Raw genomic sequence first — 17,426 nt, forward strand, 5'->3', positions numbered from 1 at the left:
ATTTTCCGATCGATGTCAATCGAATGAGCGTTGAATCGTTCGTTTAGTCTGTTACTGCCTGTTTTTCTTGAATCGCTTTTAAGACACTTCGAGAAATCGGTCCAACGATGATCAATTGTAGCGGTAATGCGACGATCACGTTCATTTTCCACGCGTCGACATACGCAGCACCTAATTGATCAGGTATCCCCTGTTCCATGACTACGCCAAACAATGACATACATGTAACCATTCCTAAAACCATCAAACATGAGATAGTTAGGATCATCTGCATCTTGCTTTCTTTGTTCACAGGCAATTTAAAGGCAATTTTTTTTGCTAATACACCGATAATGAAGACATCCAAGATGAACGCCACGACAAAACCAGGTACTAGACCAATCAACAAGCTGTTCATGTGTAGATCTTGATGCAACCATAAGTTGTAAACACTCATCCCCAAGACCATCAGAAAACACATCATTGTTGTAAAAATTATTCCTTCTTTTTTATTTGTAGGCAATCTGTACCACTCCTTTAAATTTGTCACGAAGATCATCGTAGCACATTTGAAAATTTCATGTAAGTATTTTTTTTATTTTTTTGTTTATCCACATAAACCATACCGATTATGTACTTGGCAAGAGGCGGTGCACAAAAAAACAGAGAAAGAGTCATACATCAAAAATGCATCACTTCATTTCTCTGCTCGATAAACAAATTTGACAAAGTATCCTATGGAACCATCACGATCGAATCAGTCGATGATCCTTTGTAACAGGTAAAAACCCCAATTCCTTATTTGAAAGTAGTGATTTTTTCAGGTGCCAAACGTACAGATTCATAGCCTTCTTCGACTGCTTTACCAACAGATAGGATAATCACAGGGACATAACGTTCTTTATCAAGACCGAATGCTTCAGCTAGCTGATCTGCTTCGAATCCTCCGATTGGGTTTGTTTCGTAGCCATGGTCACGAGCAACAAGCATGAACTGCATCGCAGCTAAACTAGAATCGACTTTGACTACATCATTCATGACTTCTCTTGAGAAGCTCTTGTAGTAAGGAATGATCGATGCTAACTGTTGATCGCGGACTTCTTTCGGCATTTTTCCTTCTTCATATGCTTGGTCGTAGATTTCTTCGCCGTATTCATAGCATTGCATGTCTCCAAAAATCATGACCATAGCAGATGATGTATCATTTTGTCTCGTGTTGAAGCGGATCAAAGGACGCAAGATCTCTTTTGCTTCTTCGCTTTCAGCCACAACAAAGCGCCAAGGCTGCATGTTGACAGATGAAGGAGCTGTTGTTGCTTCTTTGATCATTTCAAGCATTTCTTCATGTGGGATCTTATAAGTTTCGTCGTATACACGAACCGATTTTCTTCCTGTCATAATTGATTTGAAGTCTTTTATTTGTTCCATTTTATTTTACCTCTTTCGTTTTGTATTCACATAATTGATTGTTCAGTTTATCTAAAAGAACAAGCAGCTGTTCCATTTCACCTTCTGTAAAAGCTGGAGACAGCACTGTACCAGCTTCCTGATGTTTGGCTTCGCATTCGGCGATTTTTTGCTGTGATTTTTCTGTCAAAGAAACAAAAATTTCACGATTGTTTTTCGGATTGCGGCAGCGTGTGACATAGCCATCTGCTTCTAAGACCTTTAGATGTCTGGTGATCGCTGCCTGATCGATCAGCAGCTTTTCTTGAAGACTGTTTTGTAATAATGGGTTTTCTTCTTTCAAACACATCAGTATCTCATAACGTGTCAAGCTGACGCCGATATTCTCTTCGAATATCTGGACGATTTTTTGATCAGCTAACTTGATTTGATAGAGTACATGGCTGATTTCTTGTAATGACATGAGTGCCTCCCTTCATACGATTGACTAGTCAATGATTGACTTGTCAATAATAAGACACCCTTGAAAAAAAGTCAATAAAAATGCTAAAAAAAGAGCTAGGGAAAAACAAGTCCTAGCTCTTTCATTATTATTATTTAGAAAAGCAATGTTCTAATGCCATCTTTTCAGCGTGAAACTAGATGGCATCGTCGCAACCTCTTTTCTTAATTGCCGTAGAATCCGATACCTTCATATCTCCAGCCCATTGGCGTCAGCCAGTCTCTTTCAGAAGCACTCAATGTATAGTGATGTGTTCCTGTTTTTTCATTTGGATTGAATAAACGATAGATCGGTTTTGAACCGCCTGAGTAGAAGCTCAAGCCTTCATAACGCCAGCCTAATTTCTTCAAGAAGTTGATTTCTGATTGCGCCATTGTGTAGTGGTGGTCTCCGCTGTAAGGATTGTACATACGGTAAACCGGGCTTCCACTATTTGGTGCTTGCCAAGCAACTCCTTCGTATTTCCAGCCAACTGTCGGCAGGTAATTTTTTTCTCCTGCATTCAATGTATAAAAATGTTCTCCTGTATGACGGTTATATAGTCGATACATTGGTGAAGTCGCTGCTGGTGTCGCTGTATCATATTGTGTCAAATTGTATGTTTCGATCACATTGTTCAGCGTAGAACCGTAATTCGGCGCAGTTGCATAACGACCTGTCAGCCAAGCTGTTGCATCTTTATATGATTTCGTATTGCTCTTCCATGCACCTGAATAGTAATAAACGCCTGACTGGAAGGAAGTCGTTTTCAAGACCGTTACGTTATCTTGCAGTGATTCTTTGTAAGACGGGTATTTTCTGAATGCTGCATTGACAGTGATCCACTCTCCATTCACGTATTCAGAAGTCGGCATTGTCACTGATTGGCCGTTATAGCTTCCTTTGATCCCAAATAGATTGTAGTTTGGCGCAGAAGCTAACGTACTGTTGCCCCAGCCGCTTTCTACGATCGCTTGTGCAATCATGACCGAAGCGTACAAGTCATTGGCACTTGCTAAGCTTTGTGCAGTGGAAGCGATACTATCGATAAATGCTTGCTGCGAATTCGTTGAACGTGCTGCAAAGGCAGAACGAGCATAGACATTCGTATTGAATTGGGACAGATCCGCTTGATGCGTGTGAGTGATCGTTTGTCCGTCTTCCAATTGGTTGGTGATTTCTTCTGCTGTCTCCGCATTCGCTGGCGTTTCAGAAGCTGCCTCTTCACTTTGCGCAGGTTCCTGAGTCGCTGATTCTGTTGTTTGTTCTGTTGATTGTTCTATCGTTTGTCCAGCAGATGGATCCGTGGATGGATTTGTTTCTGCAGGAGCTGGCGTTTCGCTCATCACTGAACTGCTTGTCGTCTCTGTACTTTCTGTATTGACATTTCCTTCATTTGCGACAACTTGACCGGAAGCTGAAGTATCGTTTGTTGTAATTGCTTCTTCTGCCAAAGCAACCGTGTTCGTTGTAGCTAAGCTTCCTAAAACAATGGCACTTAACAGTAAATTACTTACTTTCATCATTTTCTCCTTTGTTATGTTTTCATCTTTCTCTACTAGTTTACAAAAGCAACAAAAAATAAGTCAACCGCTTATGACAAATAACATTGATTATTTATACGCAGATGACTGAATTACTGAAAATAAAATCAAATTCATAAGTCAATTATACCTGAATTTTTAATAATATGGGGCAATTTGCTATAAAAACAGATTTTTTTATTCAGCAAGTATCCATTTAAAAAAAGAAGCTGTAACAAATCTGTTGTCACAGCTCCCTGCTTTTGAAAAATTCAGAGTCCCTAATTTTATACTTCTTGAGTCGTTGGTCGCACGATCATATTGCTGACAGACATCCGATCTGGCGTATCGATAGCAAATACGACAGCTGACGCGATATCTTCTGAGGTCAGCCCCCATTCTTTTTGTGCTTCATGTAGTTCCATTGCGGCTTTTTTATCGCTGATCGTTTGATACAATTCCGTTTGAACAGCTCCTGGGGAAATGATGGTTGATTTGATGTTGTTTTGACGCTGCTCCTGACGTAGACCTTCCATGATGGCACGAACAGCAAATTTTGTTCCACAGTAAACAGCAGAATCAGGATAAACGACATGTCCAGCTACGGAATCTGTTGCGATGATATGTCCGGATTTTTGTTTTTCCATGATCGGTAAAACGGCAGAGATCCCATTCAGCACGCCCATCACATTGATGTCCAGCATGTTTTGCCATTCATCGCGACGCCCTTCGCTTAGTGGCGCTGTCGGCATGATTCCGGCGTTATTGTATAAAACATCGATGCGACCGAATTTTTCCATAGCTAAGTCGATCACTGCTTGTACATCTTCCATCTTTCTTACATCTGCACGTTGAACATACAGCTCTGCATCTGGAAGCGAGTCTTTCAATTCGTTCAATCGTTCTTCACGTCTAGCAGCGATCACTAATTTTGCGCCTTTTTCGGCTAATAGTCTAGTCGTAGCTTCCCCGATACCACTTGAAGCGCCCATGATCACGATGACTTTCTCTGAAATATTACTCATTATTTATTCCTCCAATTCGTATTGTTCTTTTACTTATATCTACTATCGCTTATTCCTTGTCTGTCTTCAACTAATCGGTTCGATGTATTTCACTATCTTTGCGGGAGTCCCAGCGACGATCACATGATCAGGCACATCTTTTGTCACGACGGAATTAGCAGCTACGATCGAATTTTCTCCGATCGTCACACCAGGTAAGATCGTGGCGGCTGCTCCGATCCAGGCGTTCTTTTTCACATGGATCGGTTCAACGATCAAACCTCGCCGCTCATTTGGGTCTGTCAGATGATTGACAGTGATCAGATTGGCTCTTGGGCCGATCAGCACTGCATCTTCTAAACGGATCCCTCCTAGATCGACAAACATTGCCTGACGATTGATAAAGACGTCTTTCCCTAAAGAAATATGTCTCCCGAAATCTGTATAAAAAGGCAGCATGACTGTCACTGAATCATCGATTTTTTCTCTGGTGATTTTTTCTAGATAGGTTCTTATCTCTGAAGGTGAATGATAGCCTGTATTCAACTTTGACAGATTTTCTTCGTTGTCTGCCTGAAGTCGGTGGATCTCCTCAAAAAGCGGATCAGATACCCTGATTTTTTTGTTTACGATCAAATTCTGTATCTCACTAGCCATTGTTCTCTCCCCTTTCGCTTTCTAAGATACCTCGAGTGTTCTTACATGTCTAATACTTATAGCATATGCTTAGCTATTCCTTTTAGTTATACTTATGATAGAATTTTGGTAAGTCAGGAGGGAAAAATATGGAGATTCGCGTACTAAATTACTTTTTAGCAGTCGCTAGAGAAAAAAACATCAGTCGTGCCGCAAAGAAGCTGCACCTTACACAGCCTACATTATCCAAACAGCTAAAAGATCTGGAAGAAGAATTAGGGGTGACGCTCTTTGAACGAGGACCACGCGAGATACAGCTCACGCCTTCTGGTCAGTATTTGTTTTCTAAAGCAAAAGAAATCCTTTCACTAGTCGAAAAGACAACCAGTAATCTAGTACAAAATGAAATCGTCTCTGGCGAAATCTATATTGGTGCTGGTGAAACACCAGTGATGTCTTTGATTACAGATACCCTTAATCAATTGATCGATATATATCCTCTTTTGAAATTCCATCTATACAGCGGGGATGCAGATGACGTCATGGCAAAGCTGGATAGCGGGTTATTAGATTTCGGGCTGGTCATCGGTCCTGTGAACAAACAGCGGTACCACTTTTTCCGCCTCGATGCTCAAGATCAGTGGGGCGTACTCTTGCATCGTGCACACCATTTGGCCAAGCAACAAAATGTCCGTCCCAGTGATCTGAAGGATATCCCCTTGCTGCTTTCGCGACAAGCTTCTGCTGATACGCAATTGTCTGAGTGGTTCGGCTTCAATCTAGAACAATTGGAGATTATCGGGACCTATAACCTTCTCTACAACGCTTCTTTGATGGTTCGCAGTCATCATTTTGGTGTCTTGTGCTTAGCGGGGATCATCAATACTCATGGGACCGAGCAGCGCTTTCTCCCCCTTGAGCCACCGTTAACGGCTTCCTTGAATCTTATCTGGAAGAAAGATGAATCGCTTTCGCTTGCAGCGAAAAAATTCCTAGCACTTTTAATGGACAAAGAAAAATGAACAGCGACAGTTTACTTATTTTCTTTGTTAAAAAGGATTGACAAAGTATATACGTCTATATAGAATGATTACGTTAACAATATTTTATTTCATGTGACTAGATCATACTAGGCATGGAAAATCTCTGAGGCGCTCAGGCCCTTTTTGAGGTTTTTCGTGTCTATTTTTGTTTGGCCGCCATTATTTGTTCTAGTCCACGTGGAAGATCACTTCTTCAAAAAGGATGCGCGCATGAAAATCAAAAAGATCTTTAATCAAAATGCTGTGTTGGTAGACGATGATGGACAGGAAAAAGTAGCGATAGGCAAAGGGATTGGTTTTGACAAAAAGAGAAATGATTTAATTTTCAGTCGGGAGATTGAGCGGATCTTCATCATGGAACCGGAAGGACAGATCAAATTGCAAAGTCTGCTGAACCAGATCGATGAACGTTTTTTGTTTGCAGCAGAAACGATCATCGACCACGCAGAGACGGTTCTGATGGAAAAATTGAATGAACATGTACTGATCGCTCTGACCGATCATATTGCGTTTTCTGCCGAAAATATCAAAAACGGCATACTTATCCGTAATAAGTTGTTGAGAGAAATCGAAGTACTGTACAGTGAAGAGTTCAGCATTGCGCAATGGGCTGTCGAATATCTCACCAAAGAGCTAGGGATTCCCTACACATATGATGAAGCTGGGTATATTGCTATCCACATCCACAGCGGACGCAGCGGGCGAAACAACAATCACCGCAGTATCCGCGAAGTGACGATCGTGTCTGACATCATCCATCTGGTCGAGTCAGAGCTCGAGACAGATATCCATTCCGAACCCTTGTCACTGAATTATTCACGATTGGTCAATCACTTGAGACTTCTTTTGCAGCGGACACACGCCCAGCAATATGCTGTTTTGGATACGGAAATCGTTGACATGGTCAAACGAAAATATCCCGAAAGTTACAAAATATCCAAAAAAATACGTGTCTTGTTGACGAAAGATTACCATCTTTCGATTACAAAAGAAGAATTAGGTTACTTGGCTATCCATATCGAGCGCTTAAGAGGCGCTATCGTACAAAAAAACGAGAAGAACATCGAGGAGGAAAAACATTGAAAGCATATTTACAACGAATGGGACGTTCCTTGCAATTACCCGTTGCCGTCTTGCCTGCTGCCGCTTTATTAGTAGGGATTGGGAACTGGTGGGCGTCTTACAGTGACGATATCGTTGCTCATTTTTTACAAGCAGGAGGGAATGCAGTTTTAGGACAGCTCCCGTTATTATTTGCGGTTGGTTTGGCCTTAGGGATGTCTGTTGATAAATCTGGCGCTGCGGCACTTGCTGGATTGGTCGCTTTTGAAGTACCCGTGAACGTATTAAAAACGGATTCGGTCGCTACGTTACTGAATATGAAACCGGAAGCCGTAGATCCGTCTTTTGCGCAAATCAGCAATGTTTTTATTGGGATCATTGCCGGACTGATCGCAGCTGCACTGTATAATCGTTTCCATGAAGCAAAATTACCGATGGCCTTATCTTTCTTTAGCGGGAAACGTTTAGTACCGATTTTAGCTGCTTTTGTCATGCTACTGATCAGTGCCGTCTTATTGATCGTATGGCCGCCTGTCTATTCGGCTCTAGTCTCATTCGCTAAATTCATTCTGAGCTTAGGCTGGGTCGGAGCAGGTCTATACGGGTTCTTCAACCGTTTGCTGATCCCTACTGGACTACATCAAGCAATGAACTCTGTGTTCTGGTTTGACGTAGCAGGGATCAATGATATTGGTAAATTCCTGGCTTCAGAAGGAACAAAAGGTGTAACAGGGATGTATCAGGCTGGGTTCTTCCCGATCATGATGTTCGGTCTGCCAGCTGGGGCGTATGCGATCTATAAAAACGCACGTCCAGAGAACAAGGCAAAAACAGCTTCATTGATGTTAGCAGCTGCCTTTGCTTCATTTTTCACTGGTGTGACAGAACCGCTTGAATTTTCATTTATGTTTGTCGCTTGGCCTTTATATGTGCTCCATGCGATTTTCACAGGGATCTCTTTAGCAGTGAGTGCCTTCTTCCATTGGACTGCAGGCTTTGCTTTTAGTGCTGGATTTGTCGATTACTTCTTATCTTTGAAAAATCCGATTGCTAATCAGCCACTGATGCTGATCGTCCAAGGACTAATAACTGCAGTGATTTATTATTTCGGTTTCAATTTTGCGATCAAAAAATTCCACTTGATGACTCCTGGACGTGAAGAATTGGATGAATCAGAAATAGATGACACAACGGCTGCTGGCACAGACAACAAATATGCGGCACAAGCAGGAAAGATCTACGCAGCATTAGGCGGAGCAGAGAATGTCACTTCAATCGATAATTGTACGACTCGCCTTCGCTTGCAAGTAAAAGATACAGGTCTCATCGACCAGAATAAGATCAAAGCCACTGGTGTTCCCGGCATGAAAATCATTGACGGGAAAAATGCCCAGGTCATTGTCGGAACAGAGGTACAATTCATGGCAGACGAAATGGCTAAATTGCATGGCGGTTCAGCGGTAAACACCGTACAACCTAACACGCCAGCTAAGAAAGAAACAGTCTCTGGTGAACCAGCTGATTCTGATCTGTATGCTGTTTCAAGCGGAAAACTGATTCCGATCACAGAAGTTTCAGACGATGTGTTCGCGGAAAAAATGATGGGTGACGGTTACGCTGTACTGCCGGAAAACGGCGAGATATTCGCTCCTATCGCTGGCACGATCACCACGATCTTCCCGACAAAACACGCTGTAGGGATCAAAACTGATTCCGGTATCGAAGTCTTGCTTCACATGGGCATCAATACCGTAGATCTAAAAGGTGCACCATTCACCTTGTATGTGACTGAAGGTCAGCGAATCGCAAGAGGCCAGCTGATCGCACTAGTCGATCTGGCTGCGATTGAAGCCGCTGGCAAGAATACAGATATGGTTGTCGTATTCACGAACAGCGATCAAGTCCAGCATTTGGATGTCGAATCAGCTAAAGAAGTCAAAGCAAACGATAAAATCGGCTTGGTTTCAAACAAAGCTTGATCGATCGTCTTCCCCAATCCTTTTTATTGTGTAAAAATAAAGCTCAGCTTCCTCATTTGAAGAAGCTGAGCTTATTGTTTCTTTTTGAACTCGTTAGTAAAGTCGTTATTTTATGTTCAATAATTCTTTTAATGCTTCGTCTAGAGATACGAGTGGTTTCCCTAAGACTTTCTCCAGATCCTTCGAAGGAATCGCCAATTGTTCCTTCTTGATATCGTGTTGGATAACTAGAAACATCTCTGCTGCTTCTTGCGGGAAGCCAGCTGCTTTTAGATTCTCCACGAATCCTTTATTATCAGCTGCGATAATTTCCAGTTTCTTCCCTGTCGCTTTTTCCAATGCTTCTGCGAGCTCTTCATAAGTAACTAGGTTCCCTGACAATTCAAGAATCTCAGGAACGTCAACACTTACAAGGACATTTGCTGCCGCTTCTGCATATTCACGTTTCAAGGCCCAGCCAGTTTTTCCGTCAGCTGCAGCATAGACGAATTCCCCAGTTTTCATAGCTTGTTCTATGATAGGAAGCTCGTTTTCAATGTACCAGTTGTTACGCAAGAAGGTGTGTTTGATCCCAGACTGTTTGATCAACTTTTCAGTAAATTGATGATCAGGCGCTAAAATACTCGTCGAATGATCTGCATCAGCAAAACTTGTATAAGCGATATAAGAGACACCTGTTTCTTTTGCTGCTTCTACTACATTCGCGTGCTCTGCTTGTCGATTACCAGGTGCACCAGAAACAAATAAGAGACGATCGATCCCTTCCAGTGCCTGTTTCATTGAATCAATGTCTGCGTAATCGCCAAGACGTACATTGACCCCCGCTGCTCTCAATGCCGCTGATTTTTCTTCGCTGCGAGCTAATGCAAAAATCTCTTCGTTCGGTGCGACTTCCTTCAGATAATGTAAAGCGTAATGGCCAAACCCGCCTGTCGCACCTGTTACTAAATATGTCATACTGCCCACTCCTTTTCTAATTAAAACTTCAAGCTGTACATTTATAAGTTACACCTTTATCATAAAGAGTGTGGTAAGATAAGTCAAGCAGAAAAAACGAAAGGATCTGATACGATGAAATACTCTTTGCAATTTAGTGACGCGATCCACATTCTGGCTTACATAGAAATATTCCAAGACACGAACCTTCTCTCCAGTGAGATGATCGCCAGCAGTATCGAAACCAATCCCGCAAATGTGCGCAAAATCATGAGCCAACTGAAAAAATCGGGGCTGATCCTCACCAAGACTGGAAAAGCACAGCCAACATTAGCCCTTGCTCCAGACAAGATCTCTTTACTCGATGTCTACAAAAGCATCGAAGGGAACACGAATCTGATCCAAGTCGATCCGAAAACGAATCCGAATTGTGTCGTAGGCGCCAATATCCAAGAAGCTTTGGCAGAAAGCTACGAACGACTACAACAAAAAGCAGAAGAAGAAATGGCTCAGATCAAATTAGCCGATCTGATTCAAAAAATCGCGCATTTAGAAAAAGAAAAAAGACCAGAAAACATAGGCCTGATAGAGAGATTTTTATAATTCTCTCTACTGGACCTGTATTTTTCTGATCCTCCTTACTGCTTGATGCAGAACAGCTTTTTTACGACCTCTCGTAAACGGTGTTCAAAAGCTTGCATCTGCGGCACTAAGTCCGCTCAGATGAAAAACATGAGAAGCTATTTTTCTCTGCTCGTCCTTACTGCTTGATGCAGAACAGCTTTTTTACGACCTCTATATTATCATGATTTATTTACTACCGGTATCCAGATCTCACCTGTATATTTGCCGTCAGTGACGCCCATCTCCACAACCGCATTGGGACCTCCGACATAAGCATAACCTTCGACTTCTCTCAACACATGGCCAAAAGCAGTATTCGTCAAATCATTTCGCAATTCTTCGGGTGACTCTGCTGATCCGCTCACGACTAGATAGTTCCCTGCAGGAAATGAGATCGTTTGTGTAGGGATCGAAAGTTCCTGATTTGTCTCAACGCCTGCATAATACATCATTTTATGATCACGCATAGCATTCACAGTGAAGAAGAAACCGTTTTCAGAAGCTTGTTTTAAAATATCCATCGTCCCGTCACTGATCACCTTTTGTTCGAATGCTTGTTTTTCTTTTGCTAACCCGACAAAATCCGTATAATCACTTGTCAACCCCACGCCAACACCCGTTACAGCAAAATCCTGTTTTTCTTCGATCGTGTACTGTGCCATGGTTTTCCACCCTTTCTATTGTGTTAAGCCCATTTTACTTTATCCAATTTCAAAATGACATCATTTCGCACCAGTGAAGTAACAGGACCTCGAGAGGGAATAACAGTGGTGATTCCGGCTTTTATTTTTCCTTTACAGCGATCCAGATCTCACTATAGACATGACTGAAGTCGTCTCCCCATTTCGTAAAAGAGATCTCTGGTGCTTCTACTAGTTCATAGTCCGAAGAAGGAAGCCATTGCGCATAGATATCCCCCCATGTATCCTGCAAAGTTTTGGGAAATGGTCCATTGTTCGGGAAAATCGCCCAAGTAGCGGCTTCTATCTGCAGCTCTTCCAGATCAGCATAAGGATTTTCCTTGCTTGTCGCAAAACCGATCATCTGCATCAAGCTTCCTTTTTCTTCCAAGCGTTCACCCTCAAAATCATAAGAGACATTGATCACCTGATTCGGATAAAGATCTCCTAATTCATGCATCTCTTTTCTTTGCTGTTCTGTAATTGTCTGCGCTAAATCCTGGATCGCAGTATTCACCCCTCCAAACTGGATCGGTACTCTTTTTGTTACACCTACTACATTGAATGGTTCTTTCTTTTCGATACGAAATTCCATTGATTTTCCTCCTCGTACGTCGATATAAAATGTCAAACGAGGAAACGACTTCTGCATCCCTTTTTTTACTGCTTCCGTAGGCAAATAGCCCGACCAGTCACGAAAAGCTCTGGAAAACCCTTCAATAGAGCCATATCCATATTTGAATGCTACATCCGTCACCTTCTGACCTTCTAAAAGATCACGGTTAGCCAAAGTCAGTCTGCGATTTTTGATATATTCGAACAATGACATCCCGGCAATAAATGAGAACGTTCGTTTCAAGTGATATTCGGAAATCAATAACTCCTTCGCCAGTTGAGAGATTGAGAGATCCTCTGTCAAATGTCCTTCGATATAATCGATCAATCGGTTCAAATCCTGCAGCATACGCTTCTCCTCGCTTTCTTTAACATCATAATAACAGATTGCTTTTTTTACTTGACGATTCTAAGACCACTTTTGTCGGATCAAAAGATTAAATAACCTTCATAACTAATAAAAAAGGTTCCATTTCGATTCATTTATCCTTTAAACTAAGAAAAAAGGCTCAAGGAGGAAAACATGGAAAACTGGCAGGGATTATTTTTGACACCTATTTTAGAACGTGGGCTTGACTATTATATCAATGGGCATGTCCACCATCTACGTTATACGAACCAGAAGATCACCGCATCGGTAGAAGGAAACGAGACATATGAAGTAGAAATCGACCCGCTCGACCCGTCTAACTATATGTCTTGTACATGCCCTTATTCAGCTGAAGGATACTACTGCAAACATATGGCTGCTGTGTTATTTGCGTACAATGAAGAACTGCCCGACACCACACTGGATACTTCCGATATCCGCAAACTGATCGATACTGCTGATGAGGATCAACTGAAATATTTTCTATTAACAGTCTTAACTGAGAATGATTATTTAATAGCACGATTTAAACAGTTTTTGAGTCCCGAAACAGTCTATATGGAAGAATTAGTCCAACTCATCGAGAAATATGAAGATGAATACGGCGGGCATATCCCTTATGAGAAAACAAAAAAATTTGCCAATGAAATCATTGCCTTTCTCAAAACCAAGATACCAGAAATGATCGGAAATGATTTGTGTCTAGCCGCCTTTGAGACAGTCAATGAACTTGTTGATACCCTTAATTTATCAGATATAGACAATTCTCAAGGATACGTTGGTCAGATGATGGAAGAATGTTATCTTGCATGGAAGCTGATCCTAGCAAAAGCTTCGGCCCAAGAGAAAAAAATCATGTCTGACTACTTCATCCGTCAGTTAGATAATATCCAAACGATTTACTCTGAGGGGTATATCAGGGATATCCTTGAAAAAAATTACCAAGAGAGTCATTTTAAAGATGAGTGCTTTCAAGAAGAAAAACAGCAACTTTTCCAACTTTTGACAAAAGATGAAAAAATCGATTTCGACTTGCTCCATCAATTGAAAGGCCTGTGCACTCCTGAAGAATGGCTTATTATGCGAGACAAATTACTGGATGAATTAATGAACTACGCCAATGCCGATCATTTTTATGTCGACGAAAAACAGTATGAGCACTTGATGGCTTTCGTTTCTAATGCACAAGGACTAGCTAAAGCATCTCATTATTTTGAACTTTTGAAGGAATCTTATCCAGAAGCCTTATTCCAAAAATATGAATATGAGATCCCTCATTTGGCTGCAGTGGCTAAAAATCGCAAACATTACCAGAAGATCTCGCTTTACATCAAAGAAATGGCCAGTCTTCCGAATAGTGCGATCTCTGCCAAACTTCTCATCACTGAACTGAAGAAGAAATACAGGCGTAAAAATGCTCTGATCGAAGAACTTGAGAAAACGGAAAGAGCGTTGAGGTAATACACCGCAACCGTTTGATCAATCTAAGACAAAAGCAACGATGATCGAGAACGAAAATAAACATCTATCTCGAATTTTCAGTAAAGTTCGCTTTATTTTCCAAAAATACTGTTTTTGACTCACTTTTCATTCCAATATAATGCTAAAAGAGGGCGTGACAAAAATCTTGTCATGCCCTTTTTTCAGAATAAATGGTGTTTCAAAAGTAGTTCCTTGGGAGATGAGCCGAAATTCCACAAAAATTTTAGAAGCAAGTGCTGGAAATACCTTCCTATTTCTTGAATATAACCACTTCTGCTACAACTTCTTACATCACTAATTGAATGAAATCAAAAATGAAAAATACTTGCTTCTATTTATTTTCTTGCTCCATACATATCCCCCGCGTCGCCGGATAGATTTCACGGTATCGCTGATAGATTTTTTGATATTTCTCAACGTTTTCCTTAGCTGGATAGATGGCAGCTTGATAATCCACGATACTTCCACAGGCGCTCTCAAAGGAATCGAACCAATTCCGACCTACTGCTGCAATGATTGCCGCACCTAATGCTGGCCCTTGTTCTGCTTGTAAGCAGACGATCTCTGCATCAAAAATATCTGCTTGCATTTGAAGCCATGCTTTGTTTTTTGCCCCGCCACCAACAGAAATGATACGGGAAAAACGGCGATCCGAAACTTCTTCCATCAGTACCTGAGAGTCTTTCAATGAGAAAGTGATCCCCTCTACTACTGCTCGTACGAAATGCTTCATTGTGTGCTGCGTATCCATGCCGATAAAGCTTCCGCGAATCTGGCTATCTGCGTACGGTGTCCGTTCACCCGAAAGGTAAGGTGTGAACAGCAGGCCCCCTGCGCCAGGCTCGATTTTTTCAATACCAGATAACAGTTCTTCAAAAGACTGTCCACTGGCAAACGTATCCCTGAACCACTGCAAACTGCGACCCGCAGCTAATGTGACGCCCATCGAATAATAAGCCTGATCCACCGCATGACAGAAAAAATGAAGCTGTCCATCATATTCTGTATCCGTTGTTTGTTCGTAAGAAAGAAAGACCCCCGATGTCCCGATACTTGCCATCGCACAATCCTGGCTTACGATCCCAGCACCTAAAGCAGCACAGGCATTATCTGCACCGCCGGCAAATACTTGTACTTCTTTTTTGAATCCGAAATGTTTCGCTAAATCCTCTCGAACAGTTCCTGTAAGCTGGGAAGAAGGAACTAATGGCGGTAAGATCCCAGCAGCAATATGATATTTCTGCAAAATCATTTCTGACCATTCTCTTTTTTCTATATCCAACAATAACGTACCTGCAGCGTCTGAAGCATCCATATGCTGCGTTCCTGTCAGCCAAAAGCCAAGATAATCCTTCGGTAACAGGATATGTCGTGTTTTTGCCCAGATTTCCGGTTCGTTTTCTTGCAACCATAAGATTTTCGGCAAAGTGAAGCCTTCTAGTGCTTTATTTTTTGTGATTTGCAGAAGCTCTTCCCCAAAATCCGCCATGATTTCTCGGCATTGGGCAGTCGTCCGTACATCATTCCACAAAATGGCATTTCTTAAGATCTGATTTCTTTCATTTAGCACAACTAAACTGTGCATCTGTCCCGAAAAACTGATTCCTTCCAGCTCTCCAGTGAAATCCGGGATTTCTTTCGCCAAAGACTCGATCACCCGTTCACACGCCTGCACCCACTCTTTTGGGTCCTGTTCATTATAGCCTGCTTTTGGCTGGATCAGTGGATATTCTGCGCTAGCACAGCCTACGACCTTCCCGTTTTTATCCAGCACTAGTCCTTTCAGGGAACTCGTTCCTAAATCGATACCCAAAATGTAAGGCATACTTATTCCTCCTATTCTTTGATCCCTCCTGCTGTGACGCCACCCACGATGTATTTCGATAAAAATAAATAAATGAGCAGTAATGGCGCAATGCTAAGAGATATCCCTAGATACATACTGCCGAATTCTGTCCGGTACACATCCGTTTTCAGTAACTGGATCAGCATAGGCAATGTGAATTTTTCTGTGTCATTGATCAGGATCAATGGCATCAAGAAGTTATTCCACGAAGTCACAAAAGCAAAGATCGCCATCGTAGCAAGCCCTGGCTTCATCAACGGAATCATGATCTGATGAAAGATCTTCAACTCTCCAGCACCATCCAATCGAGCAGAATCCGCCAGATCAGGATGGAAAACTGTTTCCAAGTATTGTTTCAAAAAGAAAACCGTTGTCGGAGAAGCAATGGCAGGCAAAATCAGTGGAAGAAAACTATTCAGCAGACCAATTCGGCTCATGAACTGATAAAATCCGATCATGCTGATCTGCTGCGGGATCATGATCAGCCCTAAAATGAGTATGAACGCCATCTTTCTGCCTTTGAATCGATAAGCGATGATCCCATAAGCGGTCAAAGCAGAAAAGTAAATATTCAATAGCGTCGCCCCAGCAGATATCAGCAAACTGTTCTTAAATCCGCCAAATACATCAAAGCCTTTGTTCATCAGGACTTCCCAATTGTAAGCCAGATTCTGCCCTGGAACCAGCGATAATCCTTGTTGGATCTGTTCTGCTGACCTCGTAGCATTCACTAACACGACCCAAAATGGAAGGATACTCAAGAACGTCAGGAACAAGAGGAACAGATAGATCAGTAAACGCTGGCCGTTGTATTTTTTATCCATTCTTTCCCCTCACTTTGCTCGACTCCTTGAAGAAACGGAACAACAATGTACTCAGTAACACAGACATCAATAATAGAATCACAGATGCAGCGGCTGCCATCTGAAAATTCCTGCTGCCGGTAAAGGCTTGCTTATAGATGAACATCGTCAGTGTATTCACACTGTTATCCGGATTGCCATTAGTCAGTAAAAACGGAATATCGAACATCTGCAAGCCACCGATCAGCGAAGTGACGAATGTATACAATAAAATGGGCTTCAGCAGAGGCAGTGTGATCTTACTAAAAATCTGATTGTCACTTGCTCCATCTACCATCGCTGATTCAAAAAGCGACTGGTCGATACTGAGTATTCCGGCGACTAAAACGATCGTCGTTTGACCATACCACATCCAAAATTGAATAAACGAGACAATCAAACGAGTGCCTGTGACACTTCGGAAAAAATCGAATGGCTGACCTAAGACGCCCATACGTGTAAGCACTAGATTCATCGGCCCCATCGGAAAGCTGAACAAAGCATAGAAGAGAACAGCTACAGAAGCAGCTGTAATGATATTCGGCAAATAAAAAATGATTTTGAAAAAACCTGTCCCTCTCAGTTTCAATTTCAGATTCGTGAACCAAGCGGCTAGAAGCAACGCCAATCCGATTTGGGGAATAAAATTGACCCCCCACAAAATAAATGTGTTCTGAACAGATTTGATAAACAACGGATTGCTGAAAATACTCCGATAATTTGCCAGACCAACAAAAGCGGCTTCAGTACTCCATCCTTTCAGATCCGTGAAGCTCAAAAAAACAGTATATAAGATTGGATAAAGCTGAAAGACAATAAAAGCAGTAAAAAAGGGCGCTATAAAAAACCAGCCACAGCGATTGTACCGTTCGAATCGTGTCGTCTTCACGTAACTCTCCTTTCTGGATCATTTCCAT

17 protein-coding genes are annotated in these 17,426 nt (G+C 41.9%); 5 read left to right on the forward strand and 12 right to left on the reverse strand.

What is annotated here, in order from left to right; genetic code table 11:
• Positions 1-43: 43 nt before the first annotated feature.
• The 6 genes from G7Y42_RS05010 to G7Y42_RS05035 form a co-directional block, all read right to left on the reverse strand.
• Positions 44-502, reverse strand: a complete 459-nt coding sequence (locus G7Y42_RS05010; RefSeq protein ID WP_165005178.1) for a DUF2798 domain-containing protein — start codon at positions 500-502, stop codon at positions 44-46.
• A 275-nt stretch (positions 503-777) separates the two neighbouring features.
• Positions 778-1,407: a nitroreductase family protein gene (locus G7Y42_RS05015; RefSeq protein ID WP_165005176.1), complete on the reverse strand. Its 630-nt coding sequence runs from the start codon at positions 1,405-1,407 to the stop codon at positions 778-780.
• Position 1,408: 1 nt separating this feature from the next.
• On the reverse strand, positions 1,409-1,849 hold the full coding sequence (locus G7Y42_RS05020; RefSeq protein WP_165005174.1) for a MarR family transcriptional regulator: 441 nt from the start codon (positions 1,847-1,849) through the stop codon (positions 1,409-1,411).
• A 203-nt stretch (positions 1,850-2,052) separates the two neighbouring features.
• Entirely contained in the window at positions 2,053-3,390 is a 1,338-nt protein-coding gene (locus G7Y42_RS05025) for a glycoside hydrolase family 73 protein (RefSeq protein ID WP_165005172.1), read from the reverse strand.
• A gap of 287 nt (positions 3,391-3,677) precedes the next feature.
• The gene (locus G7Y42_RS05030; protein ID WP_165005170.1) at positions 3,678-4,415 is read right to left on the reverse strand and encodes an SDR family oxidoreductase; all 738 of its coding nucleotides are present in this window, start codon (positions 4,413-4,415) and stop codon (positions 3,678-3,680) included.
• Positions 4,416-4,481: 66 nt separating this feature from the next.
• A complete protein-coding gene (locus G7Y42_RS05035) occupies positions 4,482-5,051 on the reverse strand; it encodes a DapH/DapD/GlmU-related protein (RefSeq protein WP_165005168.1) in 570 nt (189 codons plus the stop codon).
• A 128-nt stretch (positions 5,052-5,179) separates the two neighbouring features.
• Here G7Y42_RS05035 and G7Y42_RS05040 point away from each other — a divergent pair, with 128 nt between their 5' ends.
• The 3 genes from G7Y42_RS05040 to nagE all read left to right on the forward strand — a co-directional run bounded on the left by G7Y42_RS05040 (position 5,180) and on the right by nagE (position 9,114).
• Entirely contained in the window at positions 5,180-6,052 is an 873-nt protein-coding gene (locus G7Y42_RS05040) for a LysR family transcriptional regulator (protein ID WP_165005166.1), read from the forward strand.
• Positions 6,053-6,283: 231 nt separating this feature from the next.
• Complete coding sequence (locus tag G7Y42_RS05045) at positions 6,284-7,156, forward strand: PRD domain-containing protein (RefSeq protein ID WP_165005164.1); 873 nt, start codon at positions 6,284-6,286, stop codon at positions 7,154-7,156.
• Positions 7,153-9,114, forward strand: a complete 1,962-nt coding sequence (nagE, locus tag G7Y42_RS05050; protein ID WP_165005162.1) for an N-acetylglucosamine-specific PTS transporter subunit IIBC — start codon at positions 7,153-7,155, stop codon at positions 9,112-9,114. The genes G7Y42_RS05045 and nagE overlap by 4 nt, the downstream gene beginning before the upstream one ends.
• A 105-nt stretch (positions 9,115-9,219) precedes the next feature.
• Here nagE and G7Y42_RS05055 read toward each other — a convergent pair whose 3' ends face one another.
• Entirely contained in the window at positions 9,220-10,071 is an 852-nt protein-coding gene (locus G7Y42_RS05055) for an SDR family oxidoreductase (protein WP_165005160.1), read from the reverse strand.
• 114 nt (positions 10,072-10,185) lie between these two features.
• On the opposite strand from G7Y42_RS05055, the gene G7Y42_RS05060 reads away from it, so the two are divergent.
• Positions 10,186-10,653 (forward strand): Rrf2 family transcriptional regulator, encoded by a 468-nt coding sequence (locus G7Y42_RS05060; RefSeq protein ID WP_165005158.1) that lies wholly within the window; start codon positions 10,186-10,188, stop codon positions 10,651-10,653.
• A gap of 200 nt (positions 10,654-10,853) precedes the next feature.
• Here the strand turns inward: G7Y42_RS05060 and G7Y42_RS05065 are convergent, their stop codons facing one another.
• Both G7Y42_RS05065 and G7Y42_RS05070 read right to left on the reverse strand, forming a co-directional pair.
• Positions 10,854-11,336, reverse strand: a complete 483-nt coding sequence (locus G7Y42_RS05065; RefSeq protein WP_165005156.1) for a GyrI-like domain-containing protein — start codon at positions 11,334-11,336, stop codon at positions 10,854-10,856.
• A gap of 121 nt (positions 11,337-11,457) precedes the next feature.
• The gene (locus G7Y42_RS05070; RefSeq protein ID WP_165005154.1) at positions 11,458-12,318 is read right to left on the reverse strand and encodes an AraC family transcriptional regulator; all 861 of its coding nucleotides are present in this window, start codon (positions 12,316-12,318) and stop codon (positions 11,458-11,460) included.
• 174 nt (positions 12,319-12,492) lie between these two features.
• On the opposite strand from G7Y42_RS05070, the gene G7Y42_RS05075 reads away from it, so the two are divergent.
• Positions 12,493-13,800 (forward strand): SWIM zinc finger family protein, encoded by a 1,308-nt coding sequence (locus G7Y42_RS05075; RefSeq protein ID WP_165005152.1) that lies wholly within the window; start codon positions 12,493-12,495, stop codon positions 13,798-13,800.
• Positions 13,801-14,152: 352 nt separating this feature from the next.
• On the opposite strand, the gene xylB is transcribed toward G7Y42_RS05075, so the two are convergent.
• From xylB to G7Y42_RS05090, 3 genes are read right to left on the reverse strand one after another with little or no spacing between them, the layout of a single operon-like run.
• A complete protein-coding gene (gene xylB, locus G7Y42_RS05080; RefSeq protein WP_165005150.1) occupies positions 14,153-15,646 on the reverse strand; it encodes a xylulokinase in 1,494 nt (497 codons plus the stop codon).
• An 11-nt stretch (positions 15,647-15,657) separates the two neighbouring features.
• The gene (locus G7Y42_RS05085) at positions 15,658-16,491 is read right to left on the reverse strand and encodes a carbohydrate ABC transporter permease (protein WP_165005148.1); all 834 of its coding nucleotides are present in this window, start codon (positions 16,489-16,491) and stop codon (positions 15,658-15,660) included.
• The gene (locus G7Y42_RS05090) at positions 16,484-17,398 is read right to left on the reverse strand and encodes a sugar ABC transporter permease (RefSeq protein WP_165005145.1); all 915 of its coding nucleotides are present in this window, start codon (positions 17,396-17,398) and stop codon (positions 16,484-16,486) included. Before G7Y42_RS05090 ends, G7Y42_RS05085 begins: the two co-directional genes overlap by 8 nt.
• Between the last annotated feature and the right edge of the window lie 28 nt (positions 17,399-17,426).

Origin of the sequence: Enterococcus sp. ZJ1622 (genome assembly GCF_011038845.1) — a bacterium.
GTDB lineage: Bacteria > Bacillota > Bacilli > Lactobacillales > Enterococcaceae > Enterococcus_B.